A 17,640-nucleotide genomic window follows, 5' to 3' on the forward strand; every position below is an offset into this window, starting at 1 on the left:
TTTTTAGATGTCAAATCGTTCTAAAGGTTTAATCGGAAACTTTAAAATGAACTCTGATTCTTTATTTTAGATTTTAGAAGTCTTGAATTTAGGGTTTGCTTTGATAGAGTAAAACTATTTGTCATTATAATGCCCCAAGGCTGAAATGATAATTATAACTACTTCGTGGTCGATAATTTCATATACCAATCGGTCTTTTTTATTAATTTGTCTCGACCAAATTTCGGTTTCTTTGTATTTTAGCTTTTCGGGTTTGCCAATTCCAATTGTTGGATGTATTTCTAGCTCTAGAAATATTTTTTCAATTTTTGAAATATCCGTTGTCTTGCCCGACTTTTTTATTTTTAACAAATCAGCAAGAGCTTCTTTGCTTATTTCTATTGTATATCTGCCCATATATTTTTGGGATCTACTTTGGTGTAGTTTTCTTTTCTGTAGGCAGGATCCTGAAAGTTTTTATGGTGTTTGTCTAATCTTTCGATTAACTCTGGATGTGTAATTTCATTGTTTTGCTCAATTACTTCCACATCAAAAGCTTTCAAAATTTTTTTGATGATTGCAATTTGAGAAATGTCTTTTATATTTACCGTAAGTGTGGTCATTTTGATAAGTATTCAATTGAGACACAAAGATATAAAATATTTGGGTTATTGTTAAGAGCTTGATTGTTTTTTGAAAATAGCTTGTAGCTTTTTGAAGATAAGTTTTTTAAATTAATAGCTTTGAGCTATTCCATTATTTGGAAAGGCAAGTATAAATAAGACGCAAAATATAAATAAGATTTTTATTTGTTTTTTCACAGTTTGATTTTATTTGATATTGCTAAATTTTCTTATTTAAGGATATGAGATAAAAATGATAATGTTAAAAATAATATAATTGCACATAAGATGCCTCCTAAAAAGGAAACAACAATATTATCAATTGATTTGTCAATTTGATAACCGGCATAAAATCCGCCAATTATACAAAGTTTTGTTCCAAAATATACCTCTTTGACTCATATTGTAATTATTTTTTACATGGTTAAATATATCAATAATTATAAAATAAAACGCACAAAATTAAATAATGTTTCCTTTCAAAATTATTTGATATTTGAAAAACAAAAAACCCTCACATTGCTGCAAGGGTCTATCTTAATTCTTAGTACTAAAATCTTAATACTAATATCTGTAATATTCCGGTTTGAATGGACCTTCAACAGGAACTCCAATATAAGCTGCCTGATCGTCACGTAAAGTTTCTAGTTCAACACCCAGTTTTGCCAAGTGCAACATAGCTACTTTTTCATCTAAATGTTTAGGTAACATGTAAACATCGTTGTTATAAGCAGCACTGTTTTTCCACAATTCGATTTGAGCTAGAGTTTGGTTGGTGAATGAGTTAGACATTACAAAACTTGGGTGACCTGTAGCACAACCAAGGTTTACCAAACGACCTTCTGCCAAGATGATGATATCTTTTCCTGCGATAGTATATTTGTCTACTTGTGGTTTAATTTCGATTTTTGATGCACCGTGGTTTTTGTTCAACCAAGCCATATCAATTTCGTTATCAAAGTGTCCGATGTTACAAACGATAGTTTTGTCTTTCATTTGTTCGAAATGAGAACCCAAAACAATGTCTTTATTTCCAGTTGTAGTAATGATGATGTCAGCAGTTGCGATAACTGTATCTAATTTTTTTACTTCAAAACCGTCCATTGCAGCTTGTAAAGCACAAATTGGGTCGATTTCAGTTACCGTTACAATAGATCCAGCACCTCTAAAAGAAGCAGCTGTTCCTTTTCCTACGTCACCGTATCCGCAAACAACTACTCTTTTACCAGCCAACATAAGGTCAGTTGCACGACGAACCGCATCAACTGCTGATTCTTTACAGCCGTATTTGTTGTCAAATTTAGATTTGGTAACCGAGTCATTTACGTTAATCGCCGGCATTGGCAATGTTCCGGCTTTTACTCTTTCGTACAATCTGTGAACTCCAGTTGTAGTTTCTTCAGATAAACCTTTAATTCCAGCAACCAATTCCGGGTAACGGTCAATAACCATATTAGTTAAATCTCCACCATCGTCCAAAATCATGTTCAATGGTTTTCTGTCTTCTCCAAAGAATAAAGTTTGCTCAATACACCAGTCAAAATCTTCTTCGTTTAGACCTTTCCAAGCATAAACTTGAATTCCAGCAGCAGCAATAGCAGCAGCAGCTTGATCTTGAGTAGAGAAAATATTACAAGAACTCCAAGTCACTTCAGCACCAAGAGCAATTAAAGTCTCGATCAAAACCGCAGTTTGGATTGTCATATGCAAACATCCTGCAATACGAGCCCCTTTCAAAGGTTGTTCGTCTTTGTATTCCGCACGAAGCGCCATTAAACCTGGCATTTCAGCTTCAGCTAGTTCAATTTCTTTTCTTCCCCAGGCTGCTAGAGAGATGTCTTTTACTTTGAAAGCCACAAAAGGCATAGTTGTAGTACTCATTTATAGTATATTTGTAATTACTTCGTCCGTTCGCCTTGAGGCTCGGGCGTAAAATTTTTGCAAATTTACGCAATAACTTTAAAATCTAACTATTTTCTAAAAGATTTGTGAATTGTTTAATGCGCTAATCTTTTGAACAATAGCTAAATAATTTTTATAAGGAGCTATTCCCGCTAGCCGCTATATCTTTTTCCACGCAAAAAAGCGTGAAAAAAGGATGTCGCTATTATCGGGGCTAAAAAATAAAGAACACAATACGATGCCACTCTACAAAACCATAAACAGCAATGCGTCAACTCAAATTTTGGTTTGGAAAATCACCGAATCTTTCGATGAATTATTCGATGCAGTAGTTTTAAATGAAAACAATCTCATTCGGTTAAACGGAATGAAGTCTGAATTGCATCAGCGTGCTTTCTTGAGCGTACGCAAACTTTTGCAAGAAGCGGGCTATAGTGATTTGGATTTGTACTATGATGAATTTGGGAAACCGCATCTCAAGGACGACAAACATATTTCTATCACGCATTCCCATAATTTTTCGGCCATAATTATCAGCGATGAAATTGTGGGAATAGATATCGAATTGCAACGAGAAAAAATCATCCGGATTGCTGATAAATTCATAAACGAAAAAGAATTAAGCCGTTTAAGAAGTATTGGCGCTCAGGATTACATCAAAAAACTAACGGTAAAATGGGGCGCCAAAGAAGCTATTTTCAAAATCCGAAATGAAAAGGGAATCAGCTTCAAAGACCACATCAAAGTCAATGCGTTCGAAATAATCGATGCGCAAGCGATTGCCGAGCTTCATTTTGGAGGCTTGGTCAAGGAGTTCAAAATCTATTTTGAAGAAATTGAAGGTTTTACTTTGGTTTATGCTTTTGAGAAAAATTAAATCTTACCTCTATTTTCAAAAATATTCATATAAAGAAAAGTGCCCATTTTTCGGGCCCTTCTCTTTAGAATTTCCACATTTTCACCTTCAAAAAGTTCGTCTAAAGTTGCAAACCATAGGTTCAGCCAAATGCCAAATTCGTTTGGGGAAATCCGATGATCGAAATGTTCGTCCACTTTGTTATGAGCGGCAATGGGGTTTCCTTTGTATTTTTTACCCCCAAATAAATTCATTTCCCAAAAATCCGTCAGCTTTTCTAAATGCTCATCCCAATCGCTAATCGTCTCGTTAAAAAAGAAACCAATTTCCTTGTCGGCTCTTATTTTGTCGTAGAAAGAATGAACTAAAAGTGTCAGGTCATCTCGGTTTTCAATTGTTTTTCTCATAAAACAAAGTTATTCAAAAAGATCAAGAAAGCGCTCGAAATCACGCTTGTAATGATAAGGTTGAATACCAGTTTATGACTCATTTGTGCCAAAATAGAAGTGTTTACAAGCATACAAATCAAAACAACAATGGATAATTGTAGCATTTGTAAAGCAGAGGTACCATTAGAAAGGATAAACATTGCAGCAGCGGCGCCAAGGCAACTTTGTCCGATAACTGCCATAGTTGAAAAACCAATAAAGCCTTTTTCAAAATTTTCGAATGTTTTTTTGTAGAGTGTCATAATGTTTGAATTTTATACAGCAAATTTAGCGGTACTTCCATTCCTTAATTTATGACTGAAATCATAAGGGTAAAAATTAACGGTACACTTTTCGATTGATGATTTTTAAGGTTCCTTTTTTTTCCAATGATTTAATGGCACGAATCACGGTTTCAACGCGAAGCCCTGTCAGATCGCCAATTTGTTGGCGCGTTAAATCGATGCGGTGTCCGTTTTTATCTTCTTTGAAATTAAAATAGGTAATCGAATAATCAATTAGACGCAAAACCCTGTGTTCTGGTTCATGGGTCGAAATCTCGGCCGCCATAACAGATTTGTAATGCAAACGCTGGGCCAGATTTTCAATTATTTTTAGTGAAACCGACGGGTTTTCGCTGAGCAATTTCATAAAGTTGTCTTTTGAAATGCAAAGCAGTTCGGTGTCTTCGACCGCTATCGCATTGGCGGGATAGACCCTGTTTAAAAATAAAGGAGGTTCCCCAAAACTTTGACCCTTATTGAAAAAACCTTGGATGAATTCGCGGCCGTCATCATTGAAATTATTCATTTTTACTTCACCGCTCAGGATTTGGTAATAATGCGTAGGCGATTTTCCTTCCTCAAAAATGGTTTCTGATTTGTTGAACGATTTACTCAATGCGCCATATTTTTCCAGTAATTCAGTAGCAATCATGATTTTATTTGTTTTCTGTTCGGAATCGAGTAACAAATATAATTGATTCCAAATTGTTCTTTGGCCTCAAAAAAATCTTTTACTTTTACAACTATTATGAAGCAAATGATTTACAATCAAATAGTCCGGGCCAAGTCAGAAAACAAAAAATTACTGGCCCTATTATTGGATCCTGACAAAGTGGTTCTGGAAAATTTGGAGGGCTTAATTTCAAAAATCAATCAATCGCCAGCCAGCCATATTTTCATTGGCGGAAGCCTGGTCGAAAACAATATTTTAGACGAACTTGTTATTCGATTGAAACAAAAAATAAGTTTGCCCATCGTTTTGTTTCCCGGGGATCCTTCCCAAATTTCAAAAGAAGCCGATGCGATTTTGCTTCTTTCGTTAATTTCAGGACGAAATCCGGATTATTTGATCGAATATCAGGTGAAAGCGGCTCCTGTTTTAAAACAAAGCCCACTTGAAATTATTTCCACGGGCTACATTCTGATAGAAAGCGGCAATGAAACCGCTGTAGAACGGGTCAGTAAAACCAGGCCATTGGACAGAAACAATATCGATTATGTAATTCAAACTGCCCAAGCCGGTGAGATGTTAGGGAATAAATTGATTTATCTCGAGGCGGGAAGTGGAGCAAAAGAGTCAGTTCCTTTGGAAATGATTCAAAAAGTGTCAAAAAATATTCTTATTCCGTTAGTTGTTGGCGGCGGAATTGTAGATTTGCAAGGCATTCAAAACGCCTATGATTCGGGAGCTGATTTAGTGGTTATTGGTACTGCTTTTGAAAATAATCCCGGTTTTTTTGAATCGTAAATTAGTAAACAAAGGACACTTAATTCAAGAGTCAAAATAACGAACTATAATGATTGAATTTTTTCTGAATAGCTATAAAAATGTCCCCATTTGGCATATTGTCTTGGAATTTCTTGTTTTTGTTTTCGGAATTCTAAGCGTTTGGTTTGCCAAAAAAGAAAACATCTGGGTCTACCCAACGGGTTTGATAGCGACAATAATTTCGGTCTATTTGCTTTATGTGGCAGGCTATTTGGGAGATATGCTCATTAACGCTTATTTTTCGGTCATGAGTGTTTATGGCTGGTATGTTTGGTCCAAAGGCGGGAAAACGGACGATCATCTGCCGATTACGCGTACCAATACAAAGGAAAAAGGAATAGGAATTTTGTTGTTTTTTATCACCATTTTTGTGGTATTCGGTATTTATCATTATTTTGATTACGAGATAAAAAAAGAGAATTATATCGATATTATTGCTTCGGGGATATTTTTTGCGGGAATGTGGTACATGGCCAAGAAAAAAATCGAAAACTGGACACTTTGGATTATTGGCGATATCATTGTGGTGCCACTTTATGCTTATCGCGGCCTGGGAATGTTGGCGCTGCAATATTTAATTTTTACAATTTTGGCTATTTCAGCTTATATAGAATGGAAGAGAATCTTAGACAACAAAATACAACAATAGTAAAAATCGCTTTATTCGGACCCGAAAGCACTGGGAAAACCACCTTGGCAATCCAGCTTGCGGATCATTATAAAACGGCTTGGGTTCCTGAATTTGCACGCGATTATCTTCAGGAAAAATGGGATAAGAGCCAACTCATTTGCGATGTGAATGATATGTTGCCTATAGCTTACGGACAAACGCGATTGGAAAACGAAAAACTGTCCATGGCCAATAAATACCTGCTTTGTGACACTAATTTAATGGTAACCAAGGTTTTTTCGGAAGTTTATTATGACTATTGCGATCCTTTGCTGGATCAGGCGGCACGGGAACACGAATACGATTTGTTTTTTCTGACCGATATTGATGTGCCTTGGGAAAAAGACGATTTAAGGGATAAGCCCGAAGGAAGGCAAAGCGTTTTTGAAGTGTTTAAACAATCTTTGGTCGACAATAATAAAGCATTTATAACGCTTTCGGGCGATAAAAATTTGCGATTGAAAAAGGCAATTGCCATTATTGATGATCTGACAATTGCGCGGGAAATGGGATTTTCTTCACATGATTTTGTGCAAATATATGAGCATGGAATTCCATTAGCGAATATCCAAAAGCAATTGCAGTTTTTTCAGAACGGGATTTCCAAAACGGCTTTGGTGGAACCGGCAACTTTGTATAATGGAATCCTGAAACTTTCTGAAAGCGATTTTAAAGAAAAAGCGACTTTTTTTGAAGCGAATAAATCAAATTTAAAACTGAAAAAATTTGTTCCTGCCTCTGGAGCGGCGACCAGAATGTTTAAATTTCTGACAACATTCCTGAAAGAATTTGATCTTAAAAACGAAAGCATCAACGCTTATATCAACCGAAAGAAAGACAGTGAATTGTCGATTTTTATCATTGGTATGGATAAATTTCCGTTTTTCGAGGCCATTGATAAAAAGCTGAGAGAAGAATTTCCTGATTTTGTCACATTGGAGAGTGATTATAAGAATTATTATTTTATAAAATTCCTGTTGTCTTCGGACTATTTTGATTTTGCCAATAAGCCAAAGGGGATTTTGCCTTTTCATAAATACGCAGCCAATATTGCCACACCGATAGAGGAGCATCTGTACGAATGCGGTTATTATTCCAGTTCGAATGGGAATTCTCATTTGCATTTTACCGTTTCAGAGGCACATCAGAGTCAATTTGATGAGATAATCAATTCTATAAAGACTAAGGTTGAAAACGAATCCAAAACGACAATAGAGGTCTCTTACTCGTATCAAAATAAAAGCACTGATACGCTTGCGGTTGATTTGGAGAATATGCCGTTTAGGGATGAAAAGGGAGCCTTGGTTTTCAGGCCGGGCGGACATGGAGCTCTGATTGAAAATTTAAACAGCTTAAATGCAGATGTCGTTTTTATAAAAAATATTGACAATGTAATTCATAATAACAACGATAAAATTGCGCTGTATAAGAATGCTTTGGCAGGAATATTGGTCGAATTGCAGCAGCAGATTTTTGGTTATTTGGGTTTAATTGAATCTAATTTGGCAGCTCATGAACAAATCGAGGAGATTCGCAGTTTTTTAGAAGCCAAATTAAATGTGGAAATGGCGGCGGGTTTCGACAGCTTTAGTTTGGAACATAAAACAGAGTTTGTCAAAAATGCCTTAAACAGACCAATTCGGGTATGCGGAATGGTGAAAAATGAAGGAGAACCTGGCGGTGGTCCATTTTGGGTCAGAAATGAAAACAATGCGGTTTCTTTGCAAATAGTGGAATCTTCGCAAGTGGATTTGAAAGACGAACATCAAGCCAGGATTCTGGCCAATGCGACTCATTTTAATCCGGTTGATTTAGTGTGCGGTCTTAAAAATTATAAAAACGAAAAATTTCATTTAGCGCAATTTGTAAATCATAACAGCGGTTTTATTGTTGAAAAATCCCAAAATGGAGCTGCATTAAAAGCATACGAATTACCGGGATTATGGAATGGAGCGATGGCCAATTGGCTAACGGTATTTGTCGAGGTACCGCTGATTACGTTTAATCCGGTAAAAACGGTTAATGATTTGTTGAAACCGGCACATCAGCCACAATAATTTTATCACATCGATGGAAATAGAAAAAATAATTTCGGAATTGCAGTATAAAGCCGTCCGAAGTAGCGGTGCCGGAGGTCAAAATGTAAACAAAGTTTCTTCAAAAGTAGTCTTGACTTTTGATTTGAAAAACTCTCAGGGCTTGACAGCGGAGGAGAAAATACTATTAGAAACCCGATTGTCATCAAGGTTGACAACAGATCTGGTTTTGATTTTGAATTGTGACGAAGACAGGAGTCAATTTAAAAACAAAGAAATTGTCACCAAGCGCTTTTTGGAACTTATAAAAAAAGGATTGGTTGTTCCCAAAGAAAGGAAGGCGACTAAGATTCCGAAATCGGTGATTAGAAAGCGAATAAAGGATAAAAAGAACATTTCGGAAGTTAAGAAAAACCGCAGGAAACCTGATTTTTAGTATTAAGAAAAACTCAAAAGATAAAATTTTTGATACTTGATGGTAAAATCTTAATACTTTTTCTACCTTTGCGCCGTCTCAAAGGGGTGCTCTAAATAACGAGCTGAGATTATACCCAACGAACCTGAACAGGTAATGCTGTTAAGGGAAAAAATGACAAAAAAATAGCGTGCACACTATCTATTTGTCATAGGAAACAATCATTTTTAATTTAACAAAAGAATAATTCCCCCTTTTATTCGTAATCTTTTTACGGATGAATACTATTATTAGTTTTAAAGTTGCAAAGTCTCAAAGTTGCAAAGTCTCAAAGTTGCAGAAATATGCAAATCGCAAGTTGTTTTTCTGTTTTTTATTTTCTATTTTCTGTTCTTTCTCTTCTTTTTCACAAGTCAAAGACACAACCAAAGTAAACCAACTCGATGAGGTTTTGGTTTCGGCAGTTCGTGTCACTTCAAAAACGCCGGTCAGTTTTAGTGATTTAGGCAAAAAAGAAATCAAATTTCGAAATTTAGGACAGGATATCCCTATTTTGATGAATTATTTGCCATCGGTTGTCACGACTTCTGATGCCGGAAACGGAGTGGGTTATACCGGAATCCGCGTTCGAGGCAGTGATGCCACAAGGGTTAATGTTACCATTAACGGAATTCCGTACAATGATTCCGAGAGTCACGGAACTTATTGGGTAAACATGCCTGATTTTGCTTCTTCGATAGAGAGTTTGCAGTTGCAACGCGGTGTGGGAACTTCTACAAATGGCGCAGGTGCTTTTGGCGCAAGCCTAAATATGCTGACGGATAGTTATGCCAAGGAGAGCAATGGCGAAATCTCGAATTCTTTCGGGAGTTTCAACACCAGAAAACACACGGTTAAGTTCAGTACCGGACTCATTAATGATCATTTTGAATTGGCTGGTCGTTTGTCTGCTTTGAAATCGGATGGGTATATTGACAGGGCCTTTTCTGATTTGAAATCTTATTTCCTGCAGGGAACTTATGTGGGGAAAACAACTTTGATCAAGGCTTTGGCTTTTGGTGGAACTGAAAAAACCTATCAGTCCTGGAACGGATTGGAAGATTTGGACAAACTAAAAAATGACAGAACTTACAATACGGCTGGGATGTACGCCGATGAGTTTGGGAATGTTCGTTTTTATGACAATGAAACCGATAATTACAAACAAGATCATTACCAATTGCATTGGAACGAAAAGGTAGCCAAAAATTGGAATACTAATCTAGCTTTTCATTACACCAAAGGAAAAGGCTATTATGAGAATTACAAAGAAGATGCGAAATTCTCGGCTTATGGATTGACTCCTATCATTATTAATGGGGCTACAATCAATAGAACTGATTTGATTCGTCAAAAATGGTTGGACAATGATTTTTACGGAACTACTTTTTCGGCCAACTACAAAGACGAAAAACTGGATGTGATTCTGGGAGGTGGTTACAACAAATACGAAGGAGCCCATTTTGGGAAAATTATTTGGGCGCGTTATGCTTCGAAAAGTGAATTGGACGATCATTATTATGATGATGCAGCAACCAAAACAGACGGAAACATTTTTGCGAAAGCCAATTATCAAATCACCGAAAAAATCAGTTTGTTTGGGGATTTACAATTGAGAAATGTACATTATAAAGCCAATGGCGCCGAAACAGGAATTGTGAATGATAATTTTAATTTTTTCAATCCAAAAGCAGGATTAAATTTCGAAATCAACACTAATAACGCTTTGTATTTTTCTTATGCCAGAGCCAATCGTGAGCCTAATAGAACCGATTATGAAAACGGAAGTCCGAAGCCGGAAAAACTAAATGATTTTGAATTGGGATTGCGTCATAATTCGGCAAGAGTACAATTCAATGCCAATATGTATTATATGGCTTATAAAGACCAGTTGATTCTTACCGGAGCCTTAGACGATGTTGGTGCTCCTGTTCGCGAAAACAGTGGGGATAGCTACCGCCTAGGATTAGAGATTGATGCTACGATAGCTGTTTTGGATAATTTAATTGTCAGACCTAATGCTACGATAAGCACGAATAAAAACAAAGATTTTTTCTTTAAAAGAGACGGCGTTTTGACGGCTTTAGGGAATACTAATATTGCATACTCCCCTGATTTTATTGCGGGAAATATTGTGACATTTTTACCGGTTAAGAATTTTCAGGTTTCGTTATTGTCTAAGTTTGTTGGAGAGCAATACATGGGGAATATCGACTCTGAGGGGTCTAAGCTAAAATCGTATTTTGTAAATGACCTGAATGTCTCTTATGAGTTTAAGCCTAAGTCTGTTTTCAAGTCAGTACTTTTATCTGGCTTGGTAAATAATATTCTTGATTATAAATATGTGTCTAACGGCTATTTTTATACCTATGACGATGATTATTCTAATCCTCCTGCTGTTACCACAATTGAGGGAGCGGGCTATTATCCGCAAGCGGGAATTAATTTTTTGGTAGGATTGACGCTGAAGTTTTAACAGTGAAATATAAATAACTAAAAAGGGGTGAAAGTTATAAACTTTCACCCCTTTTTAAGTTTTAATTATAAACCCGTAGCACAGTTCCATTTACTTCAACCCGATATTGTTTTAACGGATATTGCAAGTTTCCCTGGCCGGTATATAAGCTGTATTCAGATTTGTCGCAAGGACAAACCAGATTGATGCCTTTTAAGGTCAAATTGGTACAGGAAGTCAAACTCTGATTAGGGCAGGCGGCATCAAAAGCATTGTAGCCACTACCGGTATTAAAAACGTAGATGCCTCTGGATCCTACGCCGGCTCCCGAATAATAAAAGGCATTTCCTGGGTAGGTGAGATTTTGGTAAAAAGCCAGATTTAGATCTACCGAAAAACTATAATTAGGAATATATGGGTTTTTATTGTTAAAACCATTATCGCTACAGCCAAAAAAGAAAGGCAGAATCAGGAGCAGGAGAAGGTGTTTTTTCATTATTTAAAATAAATTAAAAGTATTAGTTAAACAAATTTAATTTATTTAACTTTGACTTAGATATATGATTAACATATAATTTTAGACTAAAGAAAATAAAAGTATCTTTGTGGAAAGAAATCCCGTCCTGATGGGATTTTTTCTATTTACATAAATAACGAAACTATGAGCGCAATATCTTATTATACCGCAGAAGGATTAAAGAAATTAAGAGAAGAATTGGATTATTTGAAAAGTGTGATGCGTCCAAAAGCATCCGCTGATATAGCTGAGGCAAGAGATAAAGGGGATTTATCCGAAAATGCAGAATACGACGCAGCCAAGGAGGCACAAGGAATGCTGGAGATGAGAATCGCTAAATTGGAGGAAATTCATTCCAATGCCCGCTTAATTGACGAAACACATCTGGATGTTTCTAAGGTTTTGGTTTTATCTAATGTGAAGATCAAAAACCAATCTAATGGCATGGAAATGAAATACACCTTAGTTGCCGAAAGTGAGGCTGACTTAAAAACCGGAAAGATATCTGTGACTTCTCCTATAGGGAAAGGTTTATTAGGGAAATCCGTTGGTGAAGTTGCCGAAATTACGGTTCCAAACGGGGTTTTGAAATTTGAAATTCTTGAAATTTCACGAGACTAATTTTGCAAAGTTTAATCGGTTATTTGTTTAATCGGTTAAACGAATAAACAGTTAACTGCTTAATCCAAAAAAAAAACAATGAGTTCAATATTTACCAAAATAGTAAACGGGGAAATACCTTGTTACAAAATTGCCGAAGACGAGCATTATTTGGCTTTTCTGGATGTGAATCCAAATGCCAAAGGACATACGCTTTGTATTCCAAAATTTGAAGTCGACAAAATATTTGACATGGATGAAGCACATTATTTGGGCTTGATGCATTTTTCAAGAAAGATTGCCATTGCGCTGGAGAAAACCGTTCCTTGTAAAAGGATTGGAATGGCAGTGGTGGGACTTGAAGTGCCTCATGCTCATGTTCATTTGATTCCCTTGAATGAGATGGACGAAATGCGATTCCAAAATAAAGTTTCTTTGACCAAAGAAGAATTTGAAAGCTTAGCTGAAGAAATCAGGGTTAATATATAGTTTTTATGACAAAAAGTTTATATAAAAAAATCGTTTAGAGAATTTCTTTAAACGATTTTTTTATGCTTTTAAAAATGTTATTTGCTTTTTTTATTTAGTAAATAGTTCTGAATTCATTACTTGTTTCTTGTAGAATTAATCTTATTTTATATATTTGATATTGTACAACAAACTTTTTTTATTCTGTTATGAGACATACCCTTTTGTTGCTTTCTTGTTTTTGCTCCTTTTTTGTTTTGGCACAAAAAAAACAAAAAATCCAAAATAATTATGATTTGATTGATGCTAAGATGGATAAAATGCCGCTGGCTTATGCTCAATCTATGGATAGTGTGAGCCATTATATTAAGAGCAATTTCGAAACAGAATCAGATAAGATTCGTGCTGTTTTTTACTGGACTGCCAATACAATTAGTTACGATACTGAAAATATGTTTTTGGTGAATTTTGAAGAGAAACCTCAGGATAGGGTTGTGAAAATTTTAAATACAAAAAAAGGAATTTGTGTTGACTATGCTAATGTTTTTAAAGAAATAGCTAATTTGCTGGGTATGAAGACTTTTGTTGTGCAAGGTTATGTTAAAACTAATGGAGTTGTTAATAATTTAGCGCATGTTTGGAATGCCGCCAAAATTGATGATAAATGGTATTTATTCGATCCTACATGGGGTTCCGGTTATGTTATTAATGGTGTTTTTACTAGAAGAATTAATAATGAATATTTTAAAGCAGATCCAGAAATCATGATCAATACACATATGCCATTTGATTATTTGTGGCAGTTTCGAGAGTATCCTATAGGCAATCAAGAATTTATAAATGGTGTTTATTTGGGTGATGATACAAAACAAAAATTTGATTTCGTTAATGAAATAATAAGACTCGAAAGTTTATCAAGAGTAGACCAGTGTAAGGAATCTATTGTAAGAATTGAAAAAGGAGGGATGAAAAATCAGCATGTTTCTCAGGCTTATATTAGTAAAAAGCGAGAATTGATGTTTGAAGAGGATAATGTGAGAAGAGTGAAATTTGAAAAAGTTCAAGCAAAATTTAGAGAAGTAGCAAATCAATTTAGTATGTCCATTGTACAGTTAAATAATTTTATTGATTATAGAAATAAACGATTCCAACCTCCTCTTCCAGATAAAGAAATTAAAAGGATGATACAAGAACCAATTGATAGATTGTTAGATACTAAAGATTCTATTTTATATCTAGAAGAAAATATTGATGAACAAAATAGAGTGAATTTAGAAGGTTTAAAAAGTAGTATTGCTCAGACTTTAGAAAGATCAGATAAACATTTACAATTTGTAAAAACTTATTTGGCTACTAAATCTGGTTCAACAGGAAAAAGGGTCACACCCAAAACTAAGTAGCTGATTTAAATTAGTTTTTTAAAACTCACTTGCATAGTTGTTCCTTTTCCAATTTCGGAATTCAATACCTTTATGCTTCCTTTATGGTATTCTTCGACAATTCTTTTGGTTAAAGAAAGTCCCAGTCCCCAGCCTCTTTTTTTGGTTGTAAAACCAGGTTCGAAGATGGTTTTGAACTGGTTTTTTTGAATTCCATTGCCACTATCCGTAACATTTATTTTTACTATATCATTATCCTGTTCAATTTTTAAAGACAGTTTTCCTCTTCCTTTCATCGCATCAATGGCATTTTTCACCAAGTTTTCGATAGTCCAGCTGTGTAACACAGGGTTAAGCATTACATAAATAGGCATTTTTGGACCTTCGAAAGTAAATTCAATTTGTTTGGAAAATCGGGATTGCAGGTAGTTGTACGACTGAAGGGTTTCTTCGATAATATCTTTTTTTTCAAGGACAGGTTCGGAGCCTATTTTTGAGAAACGATCCGTAATGGTTTGCAAACGTTCGATGTCTCTTTCGATTTCGGCTGTGGTGTTTTTGTCAATATTTTCGGTTTTCAATATTTCTACCCAGCCTATTAAAGAAGACAGCGGTGTCCCAATTTGATGTGCGGTTTCTTTTGCCATTCCAGCCCAAAGTTTGTTCTGTGTGGCCATTCGGGTACTTTTGTAAAAATTGTAAACCAAGGCACCAAATAATACAATGATAAGCAACAGGGCTATGGGATAGTATTTGAGTTTATTCAGCAAAGCCGAATTACCATAATATAATTTTTGAAATTTCCCCGGGACATATTCAATTACAATCGGGTCATTTTCGTTTTTTAAATCGGATAAAAAGGCTAAGGCTTTGCCAGGGTTTTTTATAATTTCGTCGTCAATGTTCACCGTGTTGATGATGCTGTCGTGTTCAGTAAGGATGATAGGAATAGAAGTATTATTACTGAAAATCTGTAACGGAAGTTCAACATCCGTATTTTCGCCAGCTGTTTTTAGTGTTTTTTGGGCGTTTGCCCAAAGATTCATTTTTAAACGTTCTTCGTTTTTAAATATTTGAAAAAAAGTATAAGTATTCCATAGAATTAATGAAATAATCAAAAAAGAGGCGGCAATAATGACCCAGCGGGTGGTGTTTCTTTTTTTAGAAAACTGCATAAATACGTTTTTGAGGTATAAATATAACGAAATATACGCAGTATTATTTCAGTTTTTAAACGAGGGGTTTCTGTTAAAAGTATTTTTTAGGATTAAATAGAGCTAGCTTCTTTTTTTACAAAACGATTTACTTACTTTTGTAAAATAAAATAGCGAAACCAAAATAAATATGATTAGTATTGATCCCAAAAGTATTGCAACTGCTAAGCTACAAGGGTATTTACAAGCAGCTGTTGGTCCAAGGCCTATAGCTTTTGCAAGTACAGTTGATGAAAAAGGGAATCCAAATTTATCCCCTTTCAGTTTCTTTAATGTTTTTAGTGCTAATCCGCCTATTTTAGTTTTTTCGCCTTCAAGACGCGTTCGCGATAATTCGATTAAGCATACTCTGATTAATTGTGAATCGACCAAAGAAGTTGTGATCAATGTAGTTAACTTTGATATCGTTCAACAAACTTCCCTTGCAAGTACCGAATACGCCGAAGGAGTAAACGAGTTTTTGAAGGCCGGTTTAACCGCAATTGCTTCGGATGTTGTAAAGCCATTTAGAGTAAAAGAATCGCCAGTTCAGTTTGAATGTAAAGTGAATCAGATTATTCCTTTAGGGACTGAGGGCGGAGCCGGGAATTTAATTCTTTGTGAGGTGCTAAAAATTCATATCGATGAAGCGATTTTGGATGAGAATGGTGTAATTGATCAACATAAAATAGATCTGGTTTCCAGATTGGGCGGGAATTGGTATTCAAGATCCAATCAAGGATTGTTTGAAGTACCTAAGCCGTTAGTTACCCTGGGGATTGGGGTAGATGCTATTCCTAATCATGTCAAGGAAAGCGTTGTTTTTGACGGAAATGATTTGGGTAAATTAGGAAATATTGAAGCCTTGCCTACAATAGAAGAAGTTAGTATATTTGTAAAACAGAATTTTTCTGTGAAAGGAGTATTGAGCTCAGATGACAAAGAAAAAGTGCATCTGGAAGCCAAAAAATACTTAGATAACGATGATGTGTTTTCTGCATGGAAAGTGCTTCTTGCCAAAAAATAATCTTAAATAACAATTAAAATAACGAAGATGGAAGTTACAGGGAAAATTAAAGTTGTTAATCCAGAACAACAAGTTAGTGCATCATTTAAAAAGAGAGAGTTAGTTGTTACTACAGAAGAGCAGTATCCTCAACATATTATGATTGAATTTACTCAGGATAAATGTGATTTACTAAACAACTATACCATTGGTGAACCTGTAAAAGTTTCAATCAATTTAAGAGGTAGAGAGTGGGTTAATCCACAAGGTGAAACGAGATATTTTAATAGTATCCAAGGATGGAGAATAGAGAAATTAGTTGCAGAAGCACAAGCTCCTTCGGCTCCAATGCCAGCAGCTCAGGCATTTGCTCCGGCAACAAGCTTGAACGAAGAAGAACCAGACGACTTGCCTTTTTAATATACATATATTCATTGAAAGCCTTGATAATCTCAAGGCTTTTTTTGTGCTATAGTGTTTCGAATGAAGATTATTCCGGTTTTAAAATTAAGCCAATTCCAATTTGGTTTCCGATTTGCGGGTAAACCAAAGCCGAAGTTTTCCTGTTTTTTCCAAATTTGATAGTTCGGAAGGGATTGTAGTAAGAAACCAAAAGCCCGGAGGCTAGACCTATTCCGGCACCGGTTATTACATCTGGTGCAAAATGCTTATTGTTGGCTATTCTAAGAATTCCGGTTGCAGTTGCAAACAAAAAACCGCTGCTGGCGTACCATAAATTAGAATCTCTGTATTGATGGTATAGGAGTGCTGCTGTGGTAAATGAAATAGCGGTGTGTCCCGACGGAAAACTGAAGTTGTTTGAATGATCAGGTCTTTCATATCTAACAAGATTTTTTGTAACTTCAACAACAACTAATGTAATAGAATTTGCAACTACGATATCTATTGTCTGATTTAAAACATTGTCTTTTGGTTTGAATCCTAAAATGGGACCCATGTAAATTTGGGCAATTGGGACAAAAGGCAGGAAATTATCAGTACCTGTTTTAAAGTTTTTTCCAAAAAAATGATTTGACTGATCTTGAATGGTATTACTCAAATCTGAATTGATCATTACAATACCTCCAGTTGTAAGTAAAGCAGGAAAAATGAATGATTTATAACTTAGTTTTCTACTTCTTGTTATTGTGTCAAGACTCTGTCCGCACATTTCAAATGCGGTCAATGTAAAGAAGAGTAAAAAGAACATTCTTGTTGTTAGGATATCGTTTCTCAAAGTTTTTGGTTTGATGTAAATTTGCTGAGTCAAAATTAACCGTTTGTTTTATATTTTAGTTTAA

20 protein-coding genes are annotated in these 17,640 nt (G+C 35.4%); 11 read left to right on the forward strand and 9 right to left on the reverse strand.

Features of this window, described 5'->3' with window-relative positions; translation table 11 throughout:
• Window positions 1–114: 114 nt before the first annotated feature.
• The 3 genes from BUB25_RS06840 to ahcY all read right to left on the reverse strand — a co-directional run bounded on the left by BUB25_RS06840 (window position 115) and on the right by ahcY (window position 2,483).
• Window positions 115–396, reverse strand: a complete 282-nt coding sequence (locus BUB25_RS06840) for a Txe/YoeB family addiction module toxin (protein WP_072942203.1) — start codon at window positions 394–396, stop codon at window positions 115–117.
• The gene (locus BUB25_RS06845; RefSeq protein ID WP_072942205.1) at window positions 378–602 is read right to left on the reverse strand and encodes a DUF2683 family protein; all 225 of its coding nucleotides are present in this window, start codon (window positions 600–602) and stop codon (window positions 378–380) included. The genes BUB25_RS06840 and BUB25_RS06845 overlap by 19 nt, the downstream gene beginning before the upstream one ends.
• Window positions 603–1,166: 564 nt before the next feature.
• The gene (gene ahcY, locus BUB25_RS06850; RefSeq protein WP_072942207.1) at window positions 1,167–2,483 is read right to left on the reverse strand and encodes an adenosylhomocysteinase; all 1,317 of its coding nucleotides are present in this window, start codon (window positions 2,481–2,483) and stop codon (window positions 1,167–1,169) included.
• 259 nt (window positions 2,484–2,742) lie between these two features.
• Here ahcY and BUB25_RS06855 point away from each other — a divergent pair, with 259 nt between their 5' ends.
• Complete coding sequence (locus BUB25_RS06855) at window positions 2,743–3,381, forward strand: 4'-phosphopantetheinyl transferase family protein (RefSeq protein WP_072942797.1); 639 nt, start codon at window positions 2,743–2,745, stop codon at window positions 3,379–3,381.
• Here BUB25_RS06855 and BUB25_RS06860 read toward each other — a convergent pair.
• The 3 genes from BUB25_RS06860 to BUB25_RS06870 form a co-directional block, all read right to left on the reverse strand.
• Window positions 3,378–3,767, reverse strand: a complete 390-nt coding sequence (locus BUB25_RS06860; protein WP_072942209.1) for a group III truncated hemoglobin — start codon at window positions 3,765–3,767, stop codon at window positions 3,378–3,380. The two genes, BUB25_RS06855 and BUB25_RS06860, sit on opposite strands and share 4 nt — an antisense overlap.
• On the reverse strand, window positions 3,764–4,051 hold the full coding sequence (locus BUB25_RS06865; protein ID WP_072942211.1) for a hypothetical protein: 288 nt from the start codon (window positions 4,049–4,051) through the stop codon (window positions 3,764–3,766). Before BUB25_RS06865 ends, BUB25_RS06860 begins: the two co-directional genes overlap by 4 nt.
• Before the next feature lie 76 nt (window positions 4,052–4,127).
• On the reverse strand, window positions 4,128–4,724 hold the full coding sequence (locus tag BUB25_RS06870; protein WP_072942212.1) for a Crp/Fnr family transcriptional regulator: 597 nt from the start codon (window positions 4,722–4,724) through the stop codon (window positions 4,128–4,130).
• Between the two features lie 96 nt (window positions 4,725–4,820).
• Here BUB25_RS06870 and BUB25_RS06875 point away from each other — a divergent pair, with 96 nt between their 5' ends.
• The 5 genes from BUB25_RS06875 to BUB25_RS06895 all read left to right on the forward strand — a co-directional run bounded on the left by BUB25_RS06875 (window position 4,821) and on the right by BUB25_RS06895 (window position 11,197).
• Complete coding sequence (locus BUB25_RS06875) at window positions 4,821–5,540, forward strand: geranylgeranylglyceryl/heptaprenylglyceryl phosphate synthase (protein WP_072942800.1); 720 nt, start codon at window positions 4,821–4,823, stop codon at window positions 5,538–5,540.
• Between the two features lie 49 nt (window positions 5,541–5,589).
• A complete protein-coding gene (pnuC, locus tag BUB25_RS06880; protein ID WP_072942214.1) occupies window positions 5,590–6,210 on the forward strand; it encodes a nicotinamide riboside transporter PnuC in 621 nt (206 codons plus the stop codon).
• Window positions 6,174–8,288, forward strand: coding sequence for a DUF4301 family protein (locus tag BUB25_RS06885; RefSeq protein ID WP_072942216.1), 2,115 nt, complete (start codon window positions 6,174–6,176; stop codon window positions 8,286–8,288). Before pnuC ends, BUB25_RS06885 begins: the two co-directional genes overlap by 37 nt.
• 13 nt (window positions 8,289–8,301) lie before the next feature.
• Window positions 8,302–8,703: an alternative ribosome rescue aminoacyl-tRNA hydrolase ArfB gene (gene arfB / locus BUB25_RS06890; RefSeq protein WP_072942218.1), complete on the forward strand. Its 402-nt coding sequence runs from the start codon at window positions 8,302–8,304 to the stop codon at window positions 8,701–8,703.
• A gap of 256 nt (window positions 8,704–8,959) precedes the next feature.
• Window positions 8,960–11,197: a TonB-dependent receptor gene (locus BUB25_RS06895; protein ID WP_072942220.1), complete on the forward strand. Its 2,238-nt coding sequence runs from the start codon at window positions 8,960–8,962 to the stop codon at window positions 11,195–11,197.
• 61 nt (window positions 11,198–11,258) lie between these two features.
• Here BUB25_RS06895 and BUB25_RS06900 read toward each other — a convergent pair whose 3' ends face one another.
• A complete protein-coding gene (locus BUB25_RS06900) occupies window positions 11,259–11,672 on the reverse strand; it encodes a Rieske (2Fe-2S) protein (protein ID WP_072942222.1) in 414 nt (137 codons plus the stop codon).
• A gap of 165 nt (window positions 11,673–11,837) precedes the next feature.
• Between BUB25_RS06900 and greA the strand changes: the two genes are divergently transcribed.
• From greA to BUB25_RS06915, 3 genes are all read left to right on the forward strand, one after another.
• Window positions 11,838–12,314, forward strand: coding sequence for a transcription elongation factor GreA (gene greA, locus BUB25_RS06905; protein WP_072942225.1), 477 nt, complete (start codon window positions 11,838–11,840; stop codon window positions 12,312–12,314).
• A 78-nt stretch (window positions 12,315–12,392) separates the two neighbouring features.
• Complete coding sequence (locus BUB25_RS06910; protein WP_072942227.1) at window positions 12,393–12,782, forward strand: HIT family protein; 390 nt, start codon at window positions 12,393–12,395, stop codon at window positions 12,780–12,782.
• 188 nt (window positions 12,783–12,970) lie between these two features.
• Entirely contained in the window at window positions 12,971–14,161 is a 1,191-nt protein-coding gene (locus BUB25_RS06915; protein WP_072942229.1) for a transglutaminase domain-containing protein, read from the forward strand.
• A 5-nt stretch (window positions 14,162–14,166) separates the two neighbouring features.
• Here the strand turns inward: BUB25_RS06915 and BUB25_RS06920 are convergent, their stop codons facing one another.
• Window positions 14,167–15,315, reverse strand: coding sequence for a sensor histidine kinase (locus tag BUB25_RS06920; protein WP_072942232.1), 1,149 nt, complete (start codon window positions 15,313–15,315; stop codon window positions 14,167–14,169).
• 169 nt (window positions 15,316–15,484) lie between these two features.
• Here BUB25_RS06920 and BUB25_RS06925 point away from each other — a divergent pair, with 169 nt between their 5' ends.
• On the forward strand, window positions 15,485–16,360 hold the full coding sequence (locus tag BUB25_RS06925; protein ID WP_072942234.1) for a flavin reductase family protein: 876 nt from the start codon (window positions 15,485–15,487) through the stop codon (window positions 16,358–16,360).
• Between the two features lie 27 nt (window positions 16,361–16,387).
• Window positions 16,388–16,759 carry a DUF3127 domain-containing protein gene (locus BUB25_RS06930; protein WP_072942235.1) on the forward strand — a complete coding sequence of 124 codons (372 nt, stop codon included), beginning with the start codon at window positions 16,388–16,390 and terminating at the stop codon, window positions 16,757–16,759.
• Window positions 16,760–16,829: 70 nt separating this feature from the next.
• Here BUB25_RS06930 and BUB25_RS06935 read toward each other — a convergent pair whose 3' ends face one another.
• On the reverse strand, window positions 16,830–17,576 hold the full coding sequence (locus tag BUB25_RS06935; RefSeq protein ID WP_244533812.1) for a phosphatase PAP2 family protein: 747 nt from the start codon (window positions 17,574–17,576) through the stop codon (window positions 16,830–16,832).
• Window positions 17,577–17,640: the final 64 nt, after the last annotated feature.

The organism is Flavobacterium granuli (assembly GCF_900129705.1).
Classification (GTDB): domain Bacteria; phylum Bacteroidota; class Bacteroidia; order Flavobacteriales; family Flavobacteriaceae; genus Flavobacterium; species Flavobacterium granuli.